Source organism: Micrococcus antarcticus (assembly GCF_044872765.1).
Lineage (GTDB): Bacteria > Actinomycetota > Actinomycetes > Actinomycetales > Micrococcaceae > Micrococcus.
Map to the genome: position 1 here is coordinate 410,109 of NZ_CP085253.1, position 15,419 is coordinate 425,527.

The window sequence follows — 15,419 nt, forward strand, 5'->3', positions numbered from 1 at the left end:
CACGCTGAAGGGCGGAGACACCATGGCCACCTCGGAGCCCATCCGCCGGTCCGCGGCGGCGTTCCTGCGTCTGTCGTGCCGGCCGGAGGTGACCGGCCTCGAGAACGTTCCCGCGTCCGGGCCGTTCATCCTCGCCTCCAACCACCTCTCCTTCTTCGACTCCGTGATCCTCCAGGCGCTCGCCCCGCGCCCGGTCGCGTTCTTCGCCAAGGCGGAGTACTTCACGGGCGCCGGGCCCCGAGGCCGCGCCCAGAGGTGGTTCTTCGACGCCGTCGGATCGATCCCCGTGGAGCGCGGGGAGCAGGCGGCCTCCGTCGCGGCCCTGGACCAGCTGGTGGGCCTGATCGAGGCCGGCCAGGGCGTGGGCATCTACCCCGAGGGCACCCGCAGCCGCGACGGGCGCCTCTACCGCGGACGCACGGGCGCGGCATGGCTCGCGCTCACCACGGGCGCCCCCGTGGTCCCGGTCGGCCTGCGCGGCACCGAGGGCCTCCAGCCCCCCGGCACCAACGGGTTCCGCCCGCACCGCTTCACCCTCGCGGCAGGCGAGCCGCTCGACTTCGGGCACCCCGGCCGCCGGCACGCCCTGCCGCAGCGGCGCGAGGCCACCGAGGCGATCATGGCCGCGATCGCCGCGCTCTCCGGCCAGGAGCGCGTGGACACGTACAACGCCGCGCCGTCGTCGGACCAGGGCGCCCGTGGCTGATCCGTCCACCTACCGCCCCGCGCCGGGCGAGATCTCCACGTCCCCGGGCGTGTACCGCTTCCGGGACGCGGACGGCCGCGTCGTCTACGTGGGCAAGGCGAAGAACCTCCGGTCGCGCCTGAGCTCCTACTTCCAGGACCCGGCCCGGCTGGCCACCAAGACCCGCACCATGGTCTTCACCGCGGCCGCCGTGGAGTGGACCGTGGTGGGCTCGGAGCTCGAGGCGCTGCAGCTCGAGTACACCTGGATCAAGCAGTACCGGCCCCGCTTCAACATCATGTACCGGGACGACAAGTCCTACCCCTACCTCGCCGTGACCATGAACGAGCAGTTCCCGCGCGTGCAGGTGATGCGTGGGGACAAGCGGCCCGGCGTGAAGTACTTCGGGCCCTTCCACCCCGCCAAGGCCATCCGCGAGACCGTGGACCTCATGCTGCGCGTCTTTCCCGTGCGCACGTGCTCCGCGGGGGTGTTCCGGCGCGCGCAGGCCCAGGACCGCCCGTGCCTGCTCGGCTACATCGGCAAGTGCTCCGCCCCGTGCGTGGGGCGGATCAGCCCGGCCGAGCACCGCGAGCTCGCACAGGACTTCTGCGACTTCATGGCCGGGGACGCGACCCGCTTCATCCGCGAGCTCGAGGCGGCCATGGGGGACGCCGTCGCGGACCTGCGCTACGAGGACGCCGCCCGCCTGCGCGACGACGTCGCCGCCCTGCGCCGCGTGTTCGAGCGCAACGCCGTGGTGCTCCCGGAGAACACCGAGGCGGACATCTTCGCCCTCCACTCGGACGAGCTGGAGACCGCCGTGCAGGTGTTCCACATCCGCCAGGGCCGCATCCGCGGCCAGCGGGGCTGGGTCATGGACCGCGTGGAGGACGTGGGGGAGGACGTCATGGTGGAGGAGCTGCTCAAGCAGGTCTACGGCGACGCCGCGGACACCGAGCGGATCCCCGCCGAGGTCCTCGTGCCCGTGATGCCGAGCGAGGCGGAGCAGCTGACCGAGTGGCTCTCCGGGCTGCGCGGGGCCCGGGTCTCCATCCGCGTCCCGCAGCGCGGCGCCAAGCAGGACCTCCTGGGCACGGTGCGCCAGAATGCGGAGATGGCCCTCGGCCTCCATAAGTCGCGCCGCACGGGGGACCTCACCGCGCGCTCGGCCGCCCTGACCGAGCTGCAGGAGGCCCTGGAGATCGCCGAACCCCTGCTGCGCATCGAGTGCTACGACATCTCGCACTCGCAGGGCACCGACGTGGTCGGCTCGATGGTGGTCATGGAGGACGGCCTGGCCAAGAAGAAGGACTACCGCCGCTTCAACGTCACCGGTGAGGCAGCGCGGGACGACACCGCGTCCCTGCGGGACGTGCTGCGCCGCCGGTTCTCCCGGCTCGCCGCCGAACGCCGCGAGGGCGTGCCCCTGACGGGGCAGATCGCCGAGGACGGCGAGACCGGGTCGGAGGAGCGCCGGTTCGCGTACCCGCCCTCGCTCGTCGTCGTCGACGGCGGCGCTCCCCAGGTGGCGGCCGCGGCCGAGGTGCTCGCCGAGCTCGGCCTCGAGGACCTCCCCGTGGTCGGCCTCGCCAAACGGCTCGAGGAGGTGTGGCTGCCCGGGGACGAGTTCCCCCTGGTCCTGCCGCGCAGCTCCGAGGGGCTGTTCCTGCTGCAGCGCATCCGCGACGAGTCCCACCGGTTCGCCATCGCCGGCCACCGCTCCCGGCGGACGAAGGGCATGACCGCCTCCGTCCTGGACGAGGTGCCCGGCCTGGGCCCCGCCAAGCGCCAGGCGCTGCTCACCCACTTCGGCTCGACGGAGCGCATGCGGGCGGCCGGCATCGAGGGGCTCACGGAGGTGGCCGGCATCGGACCCCGCCTCGCCGAGGCCGTGCACACGGCGCTGACGGCGTCGGCACCGGCGCCCGCAGACCCCTCTGTCGCGTCCGCCCCGGCGGATACAGTGACCCCATGACCGCTCCGAGTCTGCAGCCCGAGAAGCCCCCGTCCCCCGAGGTCGTCGTCATCACGGGCATGGCCGGCGCCGGCCGCACGACCGCGGCCCACGCCCTCGAGGACCACGGCTGGTACGTGGTCGAGAACATGCCCCCGCAGCTCTTCGTCACCCTCGCGGACCTTGTGGCCCGCTCTCCCGAGGCGTTCGCGCGCGTGGCCATCGTGGTGGACATGCGCTCCCGCACGTACGTGGAGGCGCTGTGGACCGCGCTCCAGCAACTCGAGAACAACGGCGTGGAGTTCCGCATGGTCTACCTCGAGGCGGAGGACGAGGTGCTCGTGCGCCGCTTCGAGGCGGGCCGCCGCCCTCATCCGCTGCAGGGCAACGCCCGGCTCCTCGACGGGATCCAGGCGGAGCGGGAGGTCCTCGCGGACCTGCGCGCCCGCGCCGACGTCGTGGTGGACACCTCGAACCTGAACGTGCACGGGCTGGCCACGGAGATCACCCAGCTCTTCTCCGAGTCCGGCACCATCACCCTACGCCTGAACATCATGAGCTTCGGGTTCAAGTACGGACTCCCCGCGGACGCCAACTTCGTGGCGGACATGCGCTTCATCCCCAACCCGCACTGGGTGCCCGAGCTGCGCCCGTTCACGGGCCGCGAGGAGCAGGTCTCGGACTACGTGCTGCAGCAGCCGGGCGTGCAGGAGTTCCTCTCCGCGTACACGGCGGCCCTCGTCCCCGCCTTCGAGGGGTACCGCCGCGAGAACAAGCACTATGCGACCCTCGCTGTCGGGTGCACCGGCGGCAAGCACCGCTCGGTGGCGGTCGTGGAGGAGCTGGCCCGCCGGCTGGCCCAGCGCCCGCACGTGAGCGTGCACGTGCAGCACCGGGACGTGGGCCGCGAATGACGTCCCCCCTCACGGGCCAGCTGCCCCTGCCCCCCGGATCCGACGGCCGCGGGGGAGTGCGCACCCCGGGCGCCGCCCGCCCCGGCGTGCGGGTCACCGCCCTCGGGGGCGGCCACGGCCTCTACGCCTCCCTCTCCGCGCTGCGGCTCGTGGCCGGCCACCTCACGGCCGTCGTCACGGTGGCCGACGACGGCGGCTCCTCCGGCACGATCCGCAAGGAGATGGCGGTCCTGCCGCCCGGGGACCTCCGCATGGCGCTGGCCGCCCTGTGCGACGACACGGACTGGGGCCGCACGTGGGCGCAGGTGATGCAGCACCGCTTCCGCTCCACCGAGGTGCCCGCCCATGAGGCGACGCTGGACAACCACGCGCTCGGCAACCTGTTGATCGTCGCGCTCTGGGAGCTGCTCGGCGACCCCGTGGACGGGCTGCGCTGGGCCGGCGCGCTCCTGCGCGCCCACGGGGAGGTCCTGCCGATCTCCCGCACGCCCCTGACGATCGAGGGCGACGTGCTCAGCTCCGACGCCGAGGGCCGGCTGCGCACGCGCCGTGTCGAGGGGCAGGTGGCGCTGGCTCGGGCCGCGCTCGAGGGGCGCGTCACGGGCGTACGCCTCAACCCTTCGGACGCCGTGCCCGCCCCCGAGGCGCTGTCCGCCATCGAGCTGGCCGACTGGGTCGTCATCGGCCCCGGATCCCTCTACACGTCCGTCCTGCCGCACCTGCTCATGGCGGACGTGCGGGCGGCCCTGAGCGCCACGCCCGCGCGTCGCCTGTACCTCATGAACCTGCACACCGGGACGCAGGAGACCACGGGCCTCACCCACGCCGACCACCTCGCCGTGCTGCACTCCCACGCCCCCGACCTGCGGCTCGACGTCGTGATCGCGGACGCGGACGCGGTCCAGGACCGCGCCGAGGTCGTGCGGGCCGCCCGCCGCATGGGCGCGCGCGTCGTCTTCAGTAGAGTGGGCAGTGCCCTCGACCCGCAGGTCCACGACCCGCTGCGCCTGGCCGTGGCGATCGACGAGGCCATGACCGACTGATCGCGTCGGCGGCGGCCGCCCATCCGGGCGCAGACCCCAGAAGGAGGCCGAGCGTGGCCCTGACCATGACCCTGAAGGAAGAGCTGGCGCGCGTGCCGGTGGGCTCGACGTCCGAGCGGCGGGCGGAGACCGCCGCCATGCTCCGGTTCGCCGGGGGGCTGCACCTCGTCTCCGGCCGCGTGGTCATCGAGGCCGAGCTGGACCACGGGGCGAGCGCCCGCCGCCTCCGGGCCGCGATCACGGAGCTGTACGGCCACACGACCGAGATCGTGGTGGTCTCGGGCGGGAACCTGCGCCGGGGCCAGCGCTACGTCATCCGCGTGGTGCGGGGCGGCGGGGACCTCGCGCGGCAGTCCGGGCTGCTGGACCTTCGCGGCCGCCCCGTGCGGGGCCTGCCGGCGGTGCTCGTGAACGGCACCCGCGGGGACACCGCCGCCGTGTGGCGCGGCGCCCTGCTCGCCCACGGCTCGCTCACGGAGCCCGGCCGCTCCGCCGCCCTCGAGGTCACCACGCCCGGCCCGGAGGCAGCCCTCGCCCTCGTCGGCGCCGCGCGGCGCCTCGGCGTCGGCGCCAAGGCCCGCGAGGTCCGCCAGGCGGACCGCGTCGTCGTGCGGGACGGCGAGGGGATCGCGACCCTCCTGACGGCGGTGGGCGCGGAGCAGACCGCCACGCTGTGGCAGGAGCGGCGCGAGCGCAAGGAGGTCCGGGCCACGGCCAACCGGCTCGCCAACTTCGACGACGCCAACCTGCGCCGCTCGGCCCAGGCCGCCGTCGCCGCCGGGGCCCGCGTGGAGCGCGCCCTCGAGATCCTCGGCGCAGACGTGCCGGACCACCTGCTCGAGGCCGGACGCCTCCGGATCGCCCACAAGGAGGCCTCCCTCGACGAGCTCGGCCGCCTCGCGGACCCGCCCATGACGAAGGACGCGATCGCCGGTCGCATCCGCCGCCTCCTGGCGATGGCCGACAAGCGGGCCGCGGAGCAGGGACTGCCGGGGGCCTCCCCCACCGGATCCTGAACCCCGGATCCAGCGCACCGATCCCGCGCTCCGGATCCCGAGCGCCGGATCCCGAGTGCCGGGGCGGTGGGCCATGGCGCCGCAGGGCCCCGCGCTACCAGAATGGTGGTGTACGGAATACGCCGCCGAGAGGCGGAGTTCGCACCAGGTGACGGCCACGGGCGCCCCGCCCGCGGTCCCGCCGACGAAGGAGGAAGCATGACGGAGTACGTTCTGCCGGAGCTGGACTACGACTACGCCGCCCTGGAGCCGCACATCTCTGCGCGCATCATGGAGCTGCACCACTCGAAGCACCACGCCACCTACGTGAAGGGCGCCAACACGGCGCTCGAGAAGCTCGCCGCCGCCCGCGACGCCGAGGACTTCTCCGCCGTCAACCAGCTCTCCAAGGACCTGGCGTTCAACCTCGGCGGCCACACGAACCACTCGATCTTCTGGAAGAACCTCTCCCCGGAGGGCGGCGACAAGCCCACGGGCGAGCTCGCCGCCGCGATCGACGATCACTTCGGCTCGTTCGAGAAGTTCCAGGCGCACTTCACCGCCGCCGCCCTCGGCATCCAGGGCTCCGGCTGGGCCGTGCTGGCCTACGAGCCCATCGGCGGCAACCTGGTCATCGAGCAGTTCTACGACCAGCAGAACGGCGTCCCCGTGGCGACCATCCCGCTGTTCCAGCTGGACATGTGGGAGCACGCCTTCTACCTGGACTACCAGAACGTGAAGGCCGACTACGTGAAGGCGGTCTGGAACATCGTGAACTGGGCCGACGTCCAGGACCGCTTCGAGGCGGCCCGCTCCGGCGCCCGCGGCCTCGTCCTCCCGGCCTGACCCGCCCGACCCCGCAGCGCGAAGGGCGGCGCGCATCCTCCTCCACGGAGGCGTGAGCGCCGCCCTTCGGCGTGTGCGGACGCAGGAACCCGAAGATCCCGAACCCCCAGAGCCAGATCGACAAGAGGGAACCCCATGACCAAGATCGCCATCAACGGATACGGCCGCATCGGACGCAACGCTGTCCGCGTGCTCCTCGAACAGGGCCACGACGACCTCGAGCTGGTCGCGGTGAACGACCTCGCGAGCACGGAGGACCTCTTCTGGCTCACCAAGTACGACACCATCCTCGGCCGATTCCCGGGCGAGCTGGAGCTCACCGACAAGGGCTTCCGCATCAACGGCAAGGAGGTGGCCTTCTTCTCCGAGAAGGACCCCTCCGCGCTGCCGTGGGGCGAGCTCGGCGTGGACGTCGTGGTGGAGTGCACGGGCATCTTCACCACGGGCCCGAAGGCCAAGGCCCACCTGGACGCGGGCGCCAAGAAGGTCCTGCTCTCCGCACCCGGCAAGGAGGTCGACGGCACCTTCGTGATGGGCGTCAACGAGGAGGACTACGACTCGGCGTCCATGGACATCGTCTCCAACGCGTCCTGCACCACCAACTGCCTGGCCCCCATGGTCAAGGTGCTCAACGACGAGTTCGGCATCGTCGACGGCATCATGACCACGATCCACGCGTACACGGGCGACCAGAACCTGCACGACAACGTGCACAAGAAGGACCGCCGCCGTGCCCGCGCCGCCGCGCAGAACATGGTCCCCACCTCGACCGGCGCCGCCAAGGCGATCGGCGAGGTCATCCCGGAGCTCAAGGGCAAGCTGGACGGATTCGCGATGCGCGTGCCGACCATCACCGGCTCCGCCACCGACCTCACCGTCGAGCTGACCCGCCACGTGGAGGTCGAGGAGGTCAACGAGGCCTTCCGCAGGGCGGCCGAGTCCGAGCGCCTCAAGGGCCGCCTCGTGTACTCCGAGGACCCGATCGTCTCCTCGGACATCGTGACCTCCCCGGCCGCGTGCACCTTCGACGCTCCCCTGACGAAGTCCATCGGCCAGACCGTGAAGATCATCGGCTGGTACGACAACGAGTACGGCTACACGTGCCAGCTCATGGACATGGCGTCCCACATGGGCCGCCAGCTCTGACCTGCTGAGCACCCCCGACGGCCCGGCCCGGTGGCATACCACCGGGCCGGGCCGTCTGCCTAGATGTGATGTCCAGGGAGGTTGTTGAGCCTGGTGGCAGGCACGGCGCCGATCGCGGAGTGGACGCGATGATGATTGTAGAAGTGCAGCCATCCAGGCAACGCGGCCCTGCGCTCCGTCTCTGAGCTGTAGAACCGGGCGTAGGCCCACCCGTCAGCGAGCGTGCGATGGAACCGCTCAATCTTCCCGTTCGTCTGCGGCCGGTAGGGCCGAGTCCGCTTGGGCTTGATCCCGAGCTCGGTGCAGGCATCACGCCAGGCATGCGAGCGGTAGGCCGAGCCGTTGTCCGAGAGCACCCGCTCCACCTCCACGCCCAGGCGCGCGAAGTGGGCGACCGCGCGGCGCAACACCGCGATGGCCGTCTGGCTGCGTTCATCGGAGTGCATCTCGACATAGGCGAAGCGGGAGTGATCATCGATCACGGTGTGCAGAAAGCCCACCCCGAGCCGGGGCTGGTATCGGGCATCACGGGTTCCTTCACGGTCTGCGGTCGCCGCGCGGTGCTTCAGGCCCTGCTGGCGCCCGACGAATCGGTGTCCGCCCCCGTCGGGGATGCGCCCGAACTTGGTGACGTCGACGTGGATCAGCGAGCCGGGGTGGGGGTGCTCGTAGCGGCGGATCGGCTCGCCGGTGACCCGGTCCAGACGGGCGAGGCGGTTGATCCGGCAGCGCACGAGCACGGCATGGACGGTGGAGGCCGGCATCCTGAGTTCTCCGGCGATCTGTGCCGGCCCCAGGCGTCGGCGCCATCGGGCGGCCACGATCTGTTTCACCACCGCCTGCGGTGTTCTGGTCGGCATCGTGGACGGCCGGCTGGACCGGTCTGCCATCCCTGCAGGTCCCTCGGCCCGGAAGCGTGTGGCCCATTTGCGTGCGGTGGGTGGGGAGACCATGAACATCTTGGCCGCGGTGGCGACCGGCCAGTGTTCCTCGACGATGAGCTTGGCCAGGCGTAGGCGGGCGCGAGGGGTCAGGGCGGCGTTAGCGTGGGACATGAAGGCCTTCTGTTCGCGTGAGCGGTTTCTCGACAACTCCACTCTCGCAACAGGAGGCCTTCGCCTGTCAGCTGTTCACGCAACAACGTCCCTGGACATCACACCTAGACTGACCACGTACGCGCACGACGCACCCCAGGAGGCCCGCATGACCGCCCAGACCCTGACCGACCTGCTCGAGGCCGGCGTCGCCGGACGCACCGTGCTCATCCGCTCGGACCTCAACGTCCCGCTGGACGGACAGACCGTCACCGACGACGGCCGCATCCGCGCCTCCCTCCCGGCCGTCAAGGCCCTCGCCGACGCCGGCGCCCGCGTCGTCGTGATGGCGCACCTCGGCCGCCCCCAGGGGGAGCCGGACCCGAAGTACTCCCTGAAGCCCGTCGCCGCCCGCATGGGCGAGCTGCTCGGCGTCCCCGTCGCGCTGGCCGAGGACGTCACCGGCCCCTCCGCGCGTCAGAAGGCCGCGGGCCTGGAGGACGGCCAGGTCCTCCTGCTCGAGAACGTCCGCTTCGACGCCCGGGAGACCTCCAAGGACGACGCCGAGCGCGCCGAGCTGGCCTCCGAGATGGCGGCCCTCGCGGGCGAGGACGGCGCGTACGTGGGCGACGCCTTCGGCGCGGTGCACCGCAAGCACGCCTCCGTCTTCGACATCGCCTCCCAGCTGCCCGCCCACCAGGGCCCGCTCGTGGCCGCGGAGCTCGAGGTCCTGACGCGCCTCACCGCCGACCCGGAGCGCCCCTACGTCGTGGCGCTCGGCGGCTCCAAGGTCTCGGACAAGCTCGCCGTGATCGAGAACCTGCTGGACACCGCGGACGTCCTGCTCATCGGCGGCGGCATGCTCTTCACCTTCCTCAGGGCCCAGGGCCACGAGGTCGGCGCCTCCCTCCTCGAGGAGGACCAGCTGGAGACCGTCCGCGGATACCTCGAACGCTCGGGCAAGGACGCCGCCGAGATCGTCCTGCCCACCGACATCGTCATGGCCTCCGGCTTCGCGGCCGACGCCGAGCACGAGGTGCTGCCCGCCGACGCCCTCACCACGGGGGCGCACGGCGCCTCCGCCCTGGGGCTGGACATCGGCCCCGCCACCGCGGAGGCGTTCGCGGAGCAGGTCCGCGAGGCGAAGACCGTGTTCTGGAACGGCCCCATGGGCGTGTTCGAGTTCCCCGCCTTCGCCGAGGGCACCCGCGCCGTGGCGCAGGCGCTCACGGACGTGACGCGCGACGGCGGCCTCTCCGTGGTGGGCGGCGGCGACTCCGCCGCGGCCGTGCGTTCCCTCGGCTTCGAGGACGAGGCCTTCGGCCACATCTCCACCGGAGGCGGCGCCTCCCTCGAGTACCTCGAGGGCAAGGAGCTGCCCGGCGTCAGCGCCCTGCAGGGCGGGACGGAGGCCTGAGCATGGCCCCGGCGCGCACCCCGCTGATCGCGGGCAACTGGAAGATGAACATGGACCACCGCGAGGCGGTCACCCTGGTGCAGCGTCTCGCCTGGCTGCTGCAGGACGCCGGCCACGAGCAGGAGCACGTGGAGGCCGCGGTGTTCCCGCCCTTCACCGACCTGCGCGCGGTCCAGACCCTCGTCACGGGGGACCGCATCGAGCTCGCCTATGGCGCGCAGGACCTCTCCCCGGAGGACTCCGGCGCGTACACCGGCGACGTCTCGGGCGCGTTTCTGAACTCGCTCGGCTGCGCCTACGCGATCGTCGGGCACTCCGAGCGCCGCACGATCCACGGCGAGGACGACGCCCTCGTGGCGCGCAAGGCCGCCGCCGCGCTGCGCCACGGGCTCGCCCCCGTGGTCTGCGTGGGCGAGGGCCTCGAGGTCCGGCAGGCCGGCCGTCACGTCGAGCACACCGTGGAGCAGCTGCGCGGCTCCCTCGCGGGGCTCTCCGCCGAGGACGCCGCGCGCATCGTCGTCGCCTACGAGCCCGTGTGGGCCATCGGCACCGGCGAGGTCGCGAGCGCCGGGGACGCCCAGGAGATGTGCGCGGCGCTGCGCGCGGAGGTCGCCCGCATCCACGGCGACGACGTCGCCGCCGGGATGCGCCTGCTCTACGGCGGCTCGGTGAAGTCCTCGAGCGCCCCCGAGCTGCTCGCCCAGCCGGACGTGGACGGCGCCCTCGTGGGCGGCGCCAGCCTCGACGCGGACGAGTTTGCTAGGATCGTCCGGTTCGACGCGGCCGCCTGAGCGGGCGCGCGGACGAGATGACCTTCGGAGCCGGTCCCGGTGCGTGACGCCCGGGGCCGGGCCGTGACCCTAAGGAGCGGACCGTGGACGTCCTGACCCCCATCCTGCAGATCCTCGTCGTGGTGCTCAGCGTGGTGATCGTCCTCCTGGTGCTCCTGCACAAGGGGCGCGGCGGCGGCGTGTCGGACATGTTCGGCGGTGGCGTGACCACGTCGATGAGCTCCTCGGGCTCTGCGCAGCGCCTCCTGACCCGAGTGACGGTGGCATCCGTGATCCTGTGGGGCGCGTCGATCATCGCCATCGGTCTCATCGGCCGCCTCAGCATCGACTCCTGAACCCCGGCCCGGCCACGCCCCGCCGAGACGAGGACCCCGCGATCCGCCATGGATCGCGGGGTCCTGTCGCGTCGGGAGCCTCGCGTGTCCGGGGCCGCCGAGCTCCCCGTCAGCGCTCGCTCGCCTGCACCGCGGAGAGGTCGGCGAGGGGCAGGCCCTCGTGGAGCACGGCGCCGAACACCTCGTCCGGGTCGAGGCGGCGCAGCTCCTCGGCCAGGCAGTCCTGGTCGGAGCGGCGGGGCAGCGCGATGCGCTGCACGGGGCGGCCCTGCTGGTAGAGCCGGGCCACCTGGGACTGCGAGCGTGAGAGGACGACGTCGCCCTCGGGGCGGCGCAGCCGCACGGACCGGATCCCGCGCCCGACCTTGGAGTGTGCGATGGTCACGGGGATCCGCAGGCCCAGCGTGAGCCATGAGGCCAGCAGGAGCGTGCTGGGGGAGTCCGGGGCGCCGTCCACGCTCACGGAGGTCAGGCTCCGCGCGTCGAGGTTGTCCAGGATCCCGGCCACCTGGATGCGCCACAGCGTCAGGCGGGTCCAGGCCAGGTCCGTGTCCCCGTCGCGGTGGCCGGCGCGCAGGTCCCACAGCGCGGACTCGGCGTGGGCGGAGGCGCCCGAGTCGGTGATGCGCCGGTGGGCGAGGCGGCCCAGCGGCGTGGCGGAGGGCACCGCGGGCGGCAGGCCCGGCCACCACGCCACGATCGGGGCGTCGGGCAGCAGGAGCGCCCCCACGAGGGACTCGTCGGCCTGCGCGTTGTCCCCGGTGCACCACAGGATCACGACGTCGGACGCGCCGGCGTCCCCGCCCACGCGGATCTCCGCGTCGAGGCGGGTCGGCGCAGCGGGGTCGCCGAGCGCGAGCACGATGATCCGGCAGGGATGCTCCAGCGAGGCCGCGTTGGCGGCCTCGAGGGCGGACTCGATGCCGGCGTCGTCGGTGCTGATCACGAGGGTGAGCACGCGGCCGAGGGCCACGACTCCGCCCTTCTCCCGCAGGCGGGTGAGGCGCTTGGCCACGTGGGAGGTGGTGGTGTCCTGCATGCTGATCCTCACGGCCGCCTCCATGCTCGTCCGTCGCGGGCCATGAGGGCGTCCGCCGAGGGCGGACCCCACGTCCCGGGCGCGTAGGGCTCGGGCTGCGCGTCGAGGGAGGCCCAGTGCTCCTCGAACGGGTCCACGATGCGCCAGGACTGCTCCACCTCCGCCTGCCGCGGGAACAGCGGAGGCTCGCCCAGCAGGACGTCCAGGATGAGGCGCTCGTAGGCCTCGGGGGAGTCCTCGGTGAACGCGTGGCCGTAGCCGAAGTCCATGGTCACGTCGCGGACCTCGGACTGGGTGCCGGGCACCTTGGAGCCGAAGCGGATGGTCACGCCCTCGTCCGGCTGCACGCGGATGACGATCACGTTCTGCCCGTACTCGTCCCCGGCGTGCACCGGGAACAGCAGGTGCGGGGGCTTCTTGAACACGACGGCGATCTCCGTGACCCGCCGGCCGAGGCGCTTGCCCGCCCGCAGGTAGAACGGCACGCCCTGCCAGCGGCGCGTGTGGATGCCCACCTTGAGGGCCGCGAAGGTCTCCGTGGTCGAGGCCGGGTTGAACCCCTCCTCGTCGAGGAAGCCCGTGACCTTCTCCCCGCCCTGCCAGCCGCTCGTGTACTGGCCGCGGGCGGAGGCCGCCTCGAGCCCGGTGGGCGTGTCCGGCACCTGCACGGCGGCGAGGACCTTCTCCTTCTCCGCGCGCAGGTGGTCGGCGACGAAGGAGATGGGCTCCTCCATCGCGGTGAAGGCGAGCAGCTGGAGCAGGTGGTTCTGGATGACGTCGCGGGCCGCGCCCACGCCGTCGTAATAGCCCGCGCGGCCTCCGATGCCGATGTCCTCGGCCATGGTGATCTGCACGTGGTCCACGTGGTCTGCGTTCCACAGCGGCTCGAAGATCCGGTTGGCGAACCGGAAGGCCAGGATGTTCTGGACCGTCTCCTTGCCGAGGTAGTGGTCGATCCGGAACACGGCGTCGGAGGGGAAGACGCGCTCGATCACGGCGTTGAGCTCCTGCGCGCTGGCCAGGTCATGACCGAACGGCTTCTCGATCACCACACGCCGCCACGGGCCGTCGGCCGGCTGAGAGCGGTCCGCGAGGCCCTGGTCCGCGAGGTGGCGGGAGACGGCCTCGAACCAGTCCGGCGGGATCGAGAGGTAGAACACCGCGTTGCCGGCGGTCCCGCGGGTGGTCTCGAGCTCCGCGAGGATGTCCCGCAGGCGTGCGTAGGCCTCGGCGTCGTCGAACGCGCCCGAGACGAACCGCAGCCCCCCGCGGAACTGGTCCCACACCGTCTCGTCGAACGGGGTGCGGGAGGCCGCCTCGACGGAGGCCCGCACGTAGTCCGCGAACTCGTCGTCGGACCAGTCACGGCGTCCGAACCCCACGAGGGAGAACGAGGGCGGCAGGAGGCCGCGATGGGCGAGGTCGTACATGGCGGGCAGCAGCTTCTTTCGCGCGAGGTCACCCGTCACCCCGAACAGCACGAGCGAGGACGGCCCGGCGATGCGGGTCAGGCGGCGGTCGCGCGGGTCGCGCAGGGGGTTGGACGGGCGGCCGGCGCGCACGGGGAGCTCAGCGGCCACGCGCGGCGTCCCGCAGGGCGGCGATCCCGGCGGCGCGCCGGGGCAGGTGCACCGTGATCACGGGGCGCCCCAGCGCGCGCAGCACGTCGGCGTCGCCGGAGGCCTGCGCGGCGATCAGGCGGCCGAGGGAGAACGCGCGGTCCGGGACCTCCACGTCCGTCCCGGCCGCGCCGGTGACCTGCAGGAACACTCCCGTGGCGGGGCCGCCCTTGTGGTACTGGCCGGTGGAGTGCAGGAACCGCGGGCCCCAGCCGAAGGTCACCGGACGCCCGGCGAGCTCGGCGAGCTCCGAGCGGATCCCGGCGAGCTCGGCGTCCGCGTGGCGCGAGAGGTAGGCCTGCACGGCCAGGTAGCCGCCCGGCGGGATGAGCCCGACGACGGCGCCCAGGGCCGAGCGCAGGTCCGCGGACTCCGTGACGGCGGCGGGGCCCGAGACCTCGACGCCCTGGAGCACGGCACCGGACTCCGCGGGGCCGGTTGGTGCGTCGAGCAGCGCGCGGGCGGCGGCCTTGGCGGCCTCCACGTCCGGCTGGTCGAACGGGTTGATCCCCAGCAGGCGGCCGGCCACGGCGGTGGCCACCTCCCAGGTGAGCATCTGGGCGCCGAGGGAGCCCGAGACGCGCAGGCCGTGGGCCGGGGCGTCGTCCTCGGGGACGTCGGCGCCGGCGATCTGGACCTGGAGGAGGTCACCCGCGGCGGAGACGGTCTCCGGGTCGCCGGGGGCCACGACGACGGGCAGCAGGCCCGTCCCGTCCTTGCCCGTGGACTCGGCGAGGAGCTGCTCGGCCCAGTCCCCGAAGCCGGGGAGGCCGGAGCCGAGGTCGGAGATCACCAGCTTGTCGCGCAGCGGGCTCGTGCCGCCGATCGCGGCGCCGAGCCGCAGCCCGGGGTTCTCGACGTCGTCCGCGGTGAGCAGGCCTGCGACGGACTCCGCCTCGTCGACGAGGGCGGCGACGTCCGCGCCGGCCAGGCCCGCGGGCACGAGGCCGAACGCGGTGAGGGCGGAATAGCGCCCGCCCACGGTCGGGTCGGCCGTGAAGACGGCGCGGTAGTGGGCGGCCTCGGCAGCCTCGTGCAGGGGCGAGCCCGGATCCGTCACCACCACGATCCGCTCGGCGGGGTCGACGCCGGCCTCGCGCAGCGCGCGCTCCACGATGCGCCGCTGGGAGTCGGTCTCGACGGTGGAGCCCGACTTGGAGGAGACCACGAGCACGGTCCGGTCCAGGTCACGGCCGATCACGTCGGCCACCTCGAGGGGGTCGGTGGAGTCCAGCACCTCGAGGGGGACGCCGGCGGCGGCCGCGATGACCTCGGGGGCGAGGGAGGAGCCGCCCATGCCGGCGAGGACCACGCGGGTCAGGCCCGCGCGGCGCAGCTCCGCGGCCAGGGCCTCGACGTCCGCCACCACGGCCCGCGCGTCGGCGAACGGCGAGATCCAGCCCAGGCGGCGCGCGGCCTCGTCCCGGGCCTGCTCGCCCCACAGGGTGGCGTCCTGGGCGCCGAGGCGGGAGGCGACGCGGTCCTCCAGGAGGGCGGGCAGGTGGCGGTCGATCGCCTCGAGGGCGGATCCGGTGGCGGTCAGGCCGAGCGTGCTCATGGTGGTCCTTCCGGGTGCGGTGGAGGTCGGTCGGGCTGTG

General features: G+C 73.0%; 14 protein-coding genes. 10 read left to right on the plus strand and 4 right to left on the minus strand.

The genetic code is table 11. The features are described from left to right. Positions 1–22: 22 nt before the first annotated feature. The 7 genes from LG274_RS01950 (at position 23) to gap (ending at position 7,586) form a co-directional block, all read left to right on the plus strand. Positions 23–706 (plus strand): 1-acyl-sn-glycerol-3-phosphate acyltransferase, encoded by a 684-nt coding sequence (locus tag LG274_RS01950; protein WP_298710275.1) that lies wholly within the window; start codon positions 23–25, stop codon positions 704–706. Continuing rightward, positions 699–2,663 carry an excinuclease ABC subunit UvrC gene (gene uvrC, locus LG274_RS01955; protein ID WP_248116994.1) on the plus strand — a complete coding sequence of 655 codons (1,965 nt, stop codon included), beginning with the start codon at positions 699–701 and terminating at the stop codon, positions 2,661–2,663. Before LG274_RS01950 ends, uvrC begins: the two co-directional genes overlap by 8 nt. Then, positions 2,660–3,556 carry an RNase adapter RapZ gene (gene rapZ, locus LG274_RS01960; RefSeq protein ID WP_248116996.1) on the plus strand — a complete coding sequence of 299 codons (897 nt, stop codon included), beginning with the start codon at positions 2,660–2,662 and terminating at the stop codon, positions 3,554–3,556. The genes uvrC and rapZ overlap by 4 nt, the downstream gene beginning before the upstream one ends. Further along, the gene (gene yvcK, locus LG274_RS01965; protein WP_298710270.1) at positions 3,553–4,599 is read left to right on the plus strand and encodes a uridine diphosphate-N-acetylglucosamine-binding protein YvcK; all 1,047 of its coding nucleotides are present in this window, start codon (positions 3,553–3,555) and stop codon (positions 4,597–4,599) included. Before rapZ ends, yvcK begins: the two co-directional genes overlap by 4 nt. A gap of 53 nt (positions 4,600–4,652) precedes the next feature. After that, positions 4,653–5,615 (plus strand): DNA-binding protein WhiA, encoded by a 963-nt coding sequence (gene whiA, locus LG274_RS01970; protein ID WP_248117000.1) that lies wholly within the window; start codon positions 4,653–4,655, stop codon positions 5,613–5,615. A 198-nt stretch (positions 5,616–5,813) separates the two neighbouring features. After that, complete coding sequence (locus tag LG274_RS01975) at positions 5,814–6,440, plus strand: superoxide dismutase (RefSeq protein WP_298710268.1); 627 nt, start codon at positions 5,814–5,816, stop codon at positions 6,438–6,440. Between the two features lie 135 nt (positions 6,441–6,575). Beyond that, complete coding sequence (gene gap / locus LG274_RS01980) at positions 6,576–7,586, plus strand: type I glyceraldehyde-3-phosphate dehydrogenase (protein ID WP_248117004.1); 1,011 nt, start codon at positions 6,576–6,578, stop codon at positions 7,584–7,586. Between the two features lie 59 nt (positions 7,587–7,645). Here the strand turns inward: gap and LG274_RS01985 are convergent, their stop codons facing one another. Continuing rightward, positions 7,646–8,641 carry an IS481 family transposase gene (locus tag LG274_RS01985; RefSeq protein ID WP_404463592.1) on the minus strand — a complete coding sequence of 332 codons (996 nt, stop codon included), beginning with the start codon at positions 8,639–8,641 and terminating at the stop codon, positions 7,646–7,648. A 148-nt stretch (positions 8,642–8,789) separates the two neighbouring features. Between LG274_RS01985 and LG274_RS01990 the strand changes: the two genes are divergently transcribed. From LG274_RS01990 to secG, 3 genes are all read left to right on the plus strand, one after another. Continuing rightward, the gene (locus LG274_RS01990) at positions 8,790–10,037 is read left to right on the plus strand and encodes a phosphoglycerate kinase (RefSeq protein WP_298710263.1); all 1,248 of its coding nucleotides are present in this window, start codon (positions 8,790–8,792) and stop codon (positions 10,035–10,037) included. 2 nt (positions 10,038–10,039) lie between these two features. Continuing rightward, a complete protein-coding gene (gene tpiA / locus LG274_RS01995) occupies positions 10,040–10,828 on the plus strand; it encodes a triose-phosphate isomerase (protein ID WP_298710261.1) in 789 nt (262 codons plus the stop codon). Positions 10,829–10,911: 83 nt separating this feature from the next. Next, on the plus strand, positions 10,912–11,163 hold the full coding sequence (gene secG, locus LG274_RS02000) for a preprotein translocase subunit SecG (protein ID WP_298710259.1): 252 nt from the start codon (positions 10,912–10,914) through the stop codon (positions 11,161–11,163). Positions 11,164–11,272: 109 nt separating this feature from the next. Here the strand turns inward: secG and LG274_RS02005 are convergent, their stop codons facing one another. From LG274_RS02005 to LG274_RS02015, 3 genes are read right to left on the minus strand one after another with little or no spacing between them, the layout of a single operon-like run. Then, the gene (locus LG274_RS02005; protein ID WP_404465073.1) at positions 11,273–12,214 is read right to left on the minus strand and encodes a glucose-6-phosphate dehydrogenase assembly protein OpcA; all 942 of its coding nucleotides are present in this window, start codon (positions 12,212–12,214) and stop codon (positions 11,273–11,275) included. Next, positions 12,211–13,782, minus strand: a complete 1,572-nt coding sequence (zwf, locus tag LG274_RS02010; protein ID WP_404465075.1) for a glucose-6-phosphate dehydrogenase — start codon at positions 13,780–13,782, stop codon at positions 12,211–12,213. The genes LG274_RS02005 and zwf overlap by 4 nt, the downstream gene beginning before the upstream one ends. Then, the gene (locus LG274_RS02015; RefSeq protein ID WP_404465078.1) at positions 13,772–15,379 is read right to left on the minus strand and encodes a glucose-6-phosphate isomerase; all 1,608 of its coding nucleotides are present in this window, start codon (positions 15,377–15,379) and stop codon (positions 13,772–13,774) included. Before LG274_RS02015 ends, zwf begins: the two co-directional genes overlap by 11 nt. Positions 15,380–15,419 lie beyond the last annotated feature (40 nt).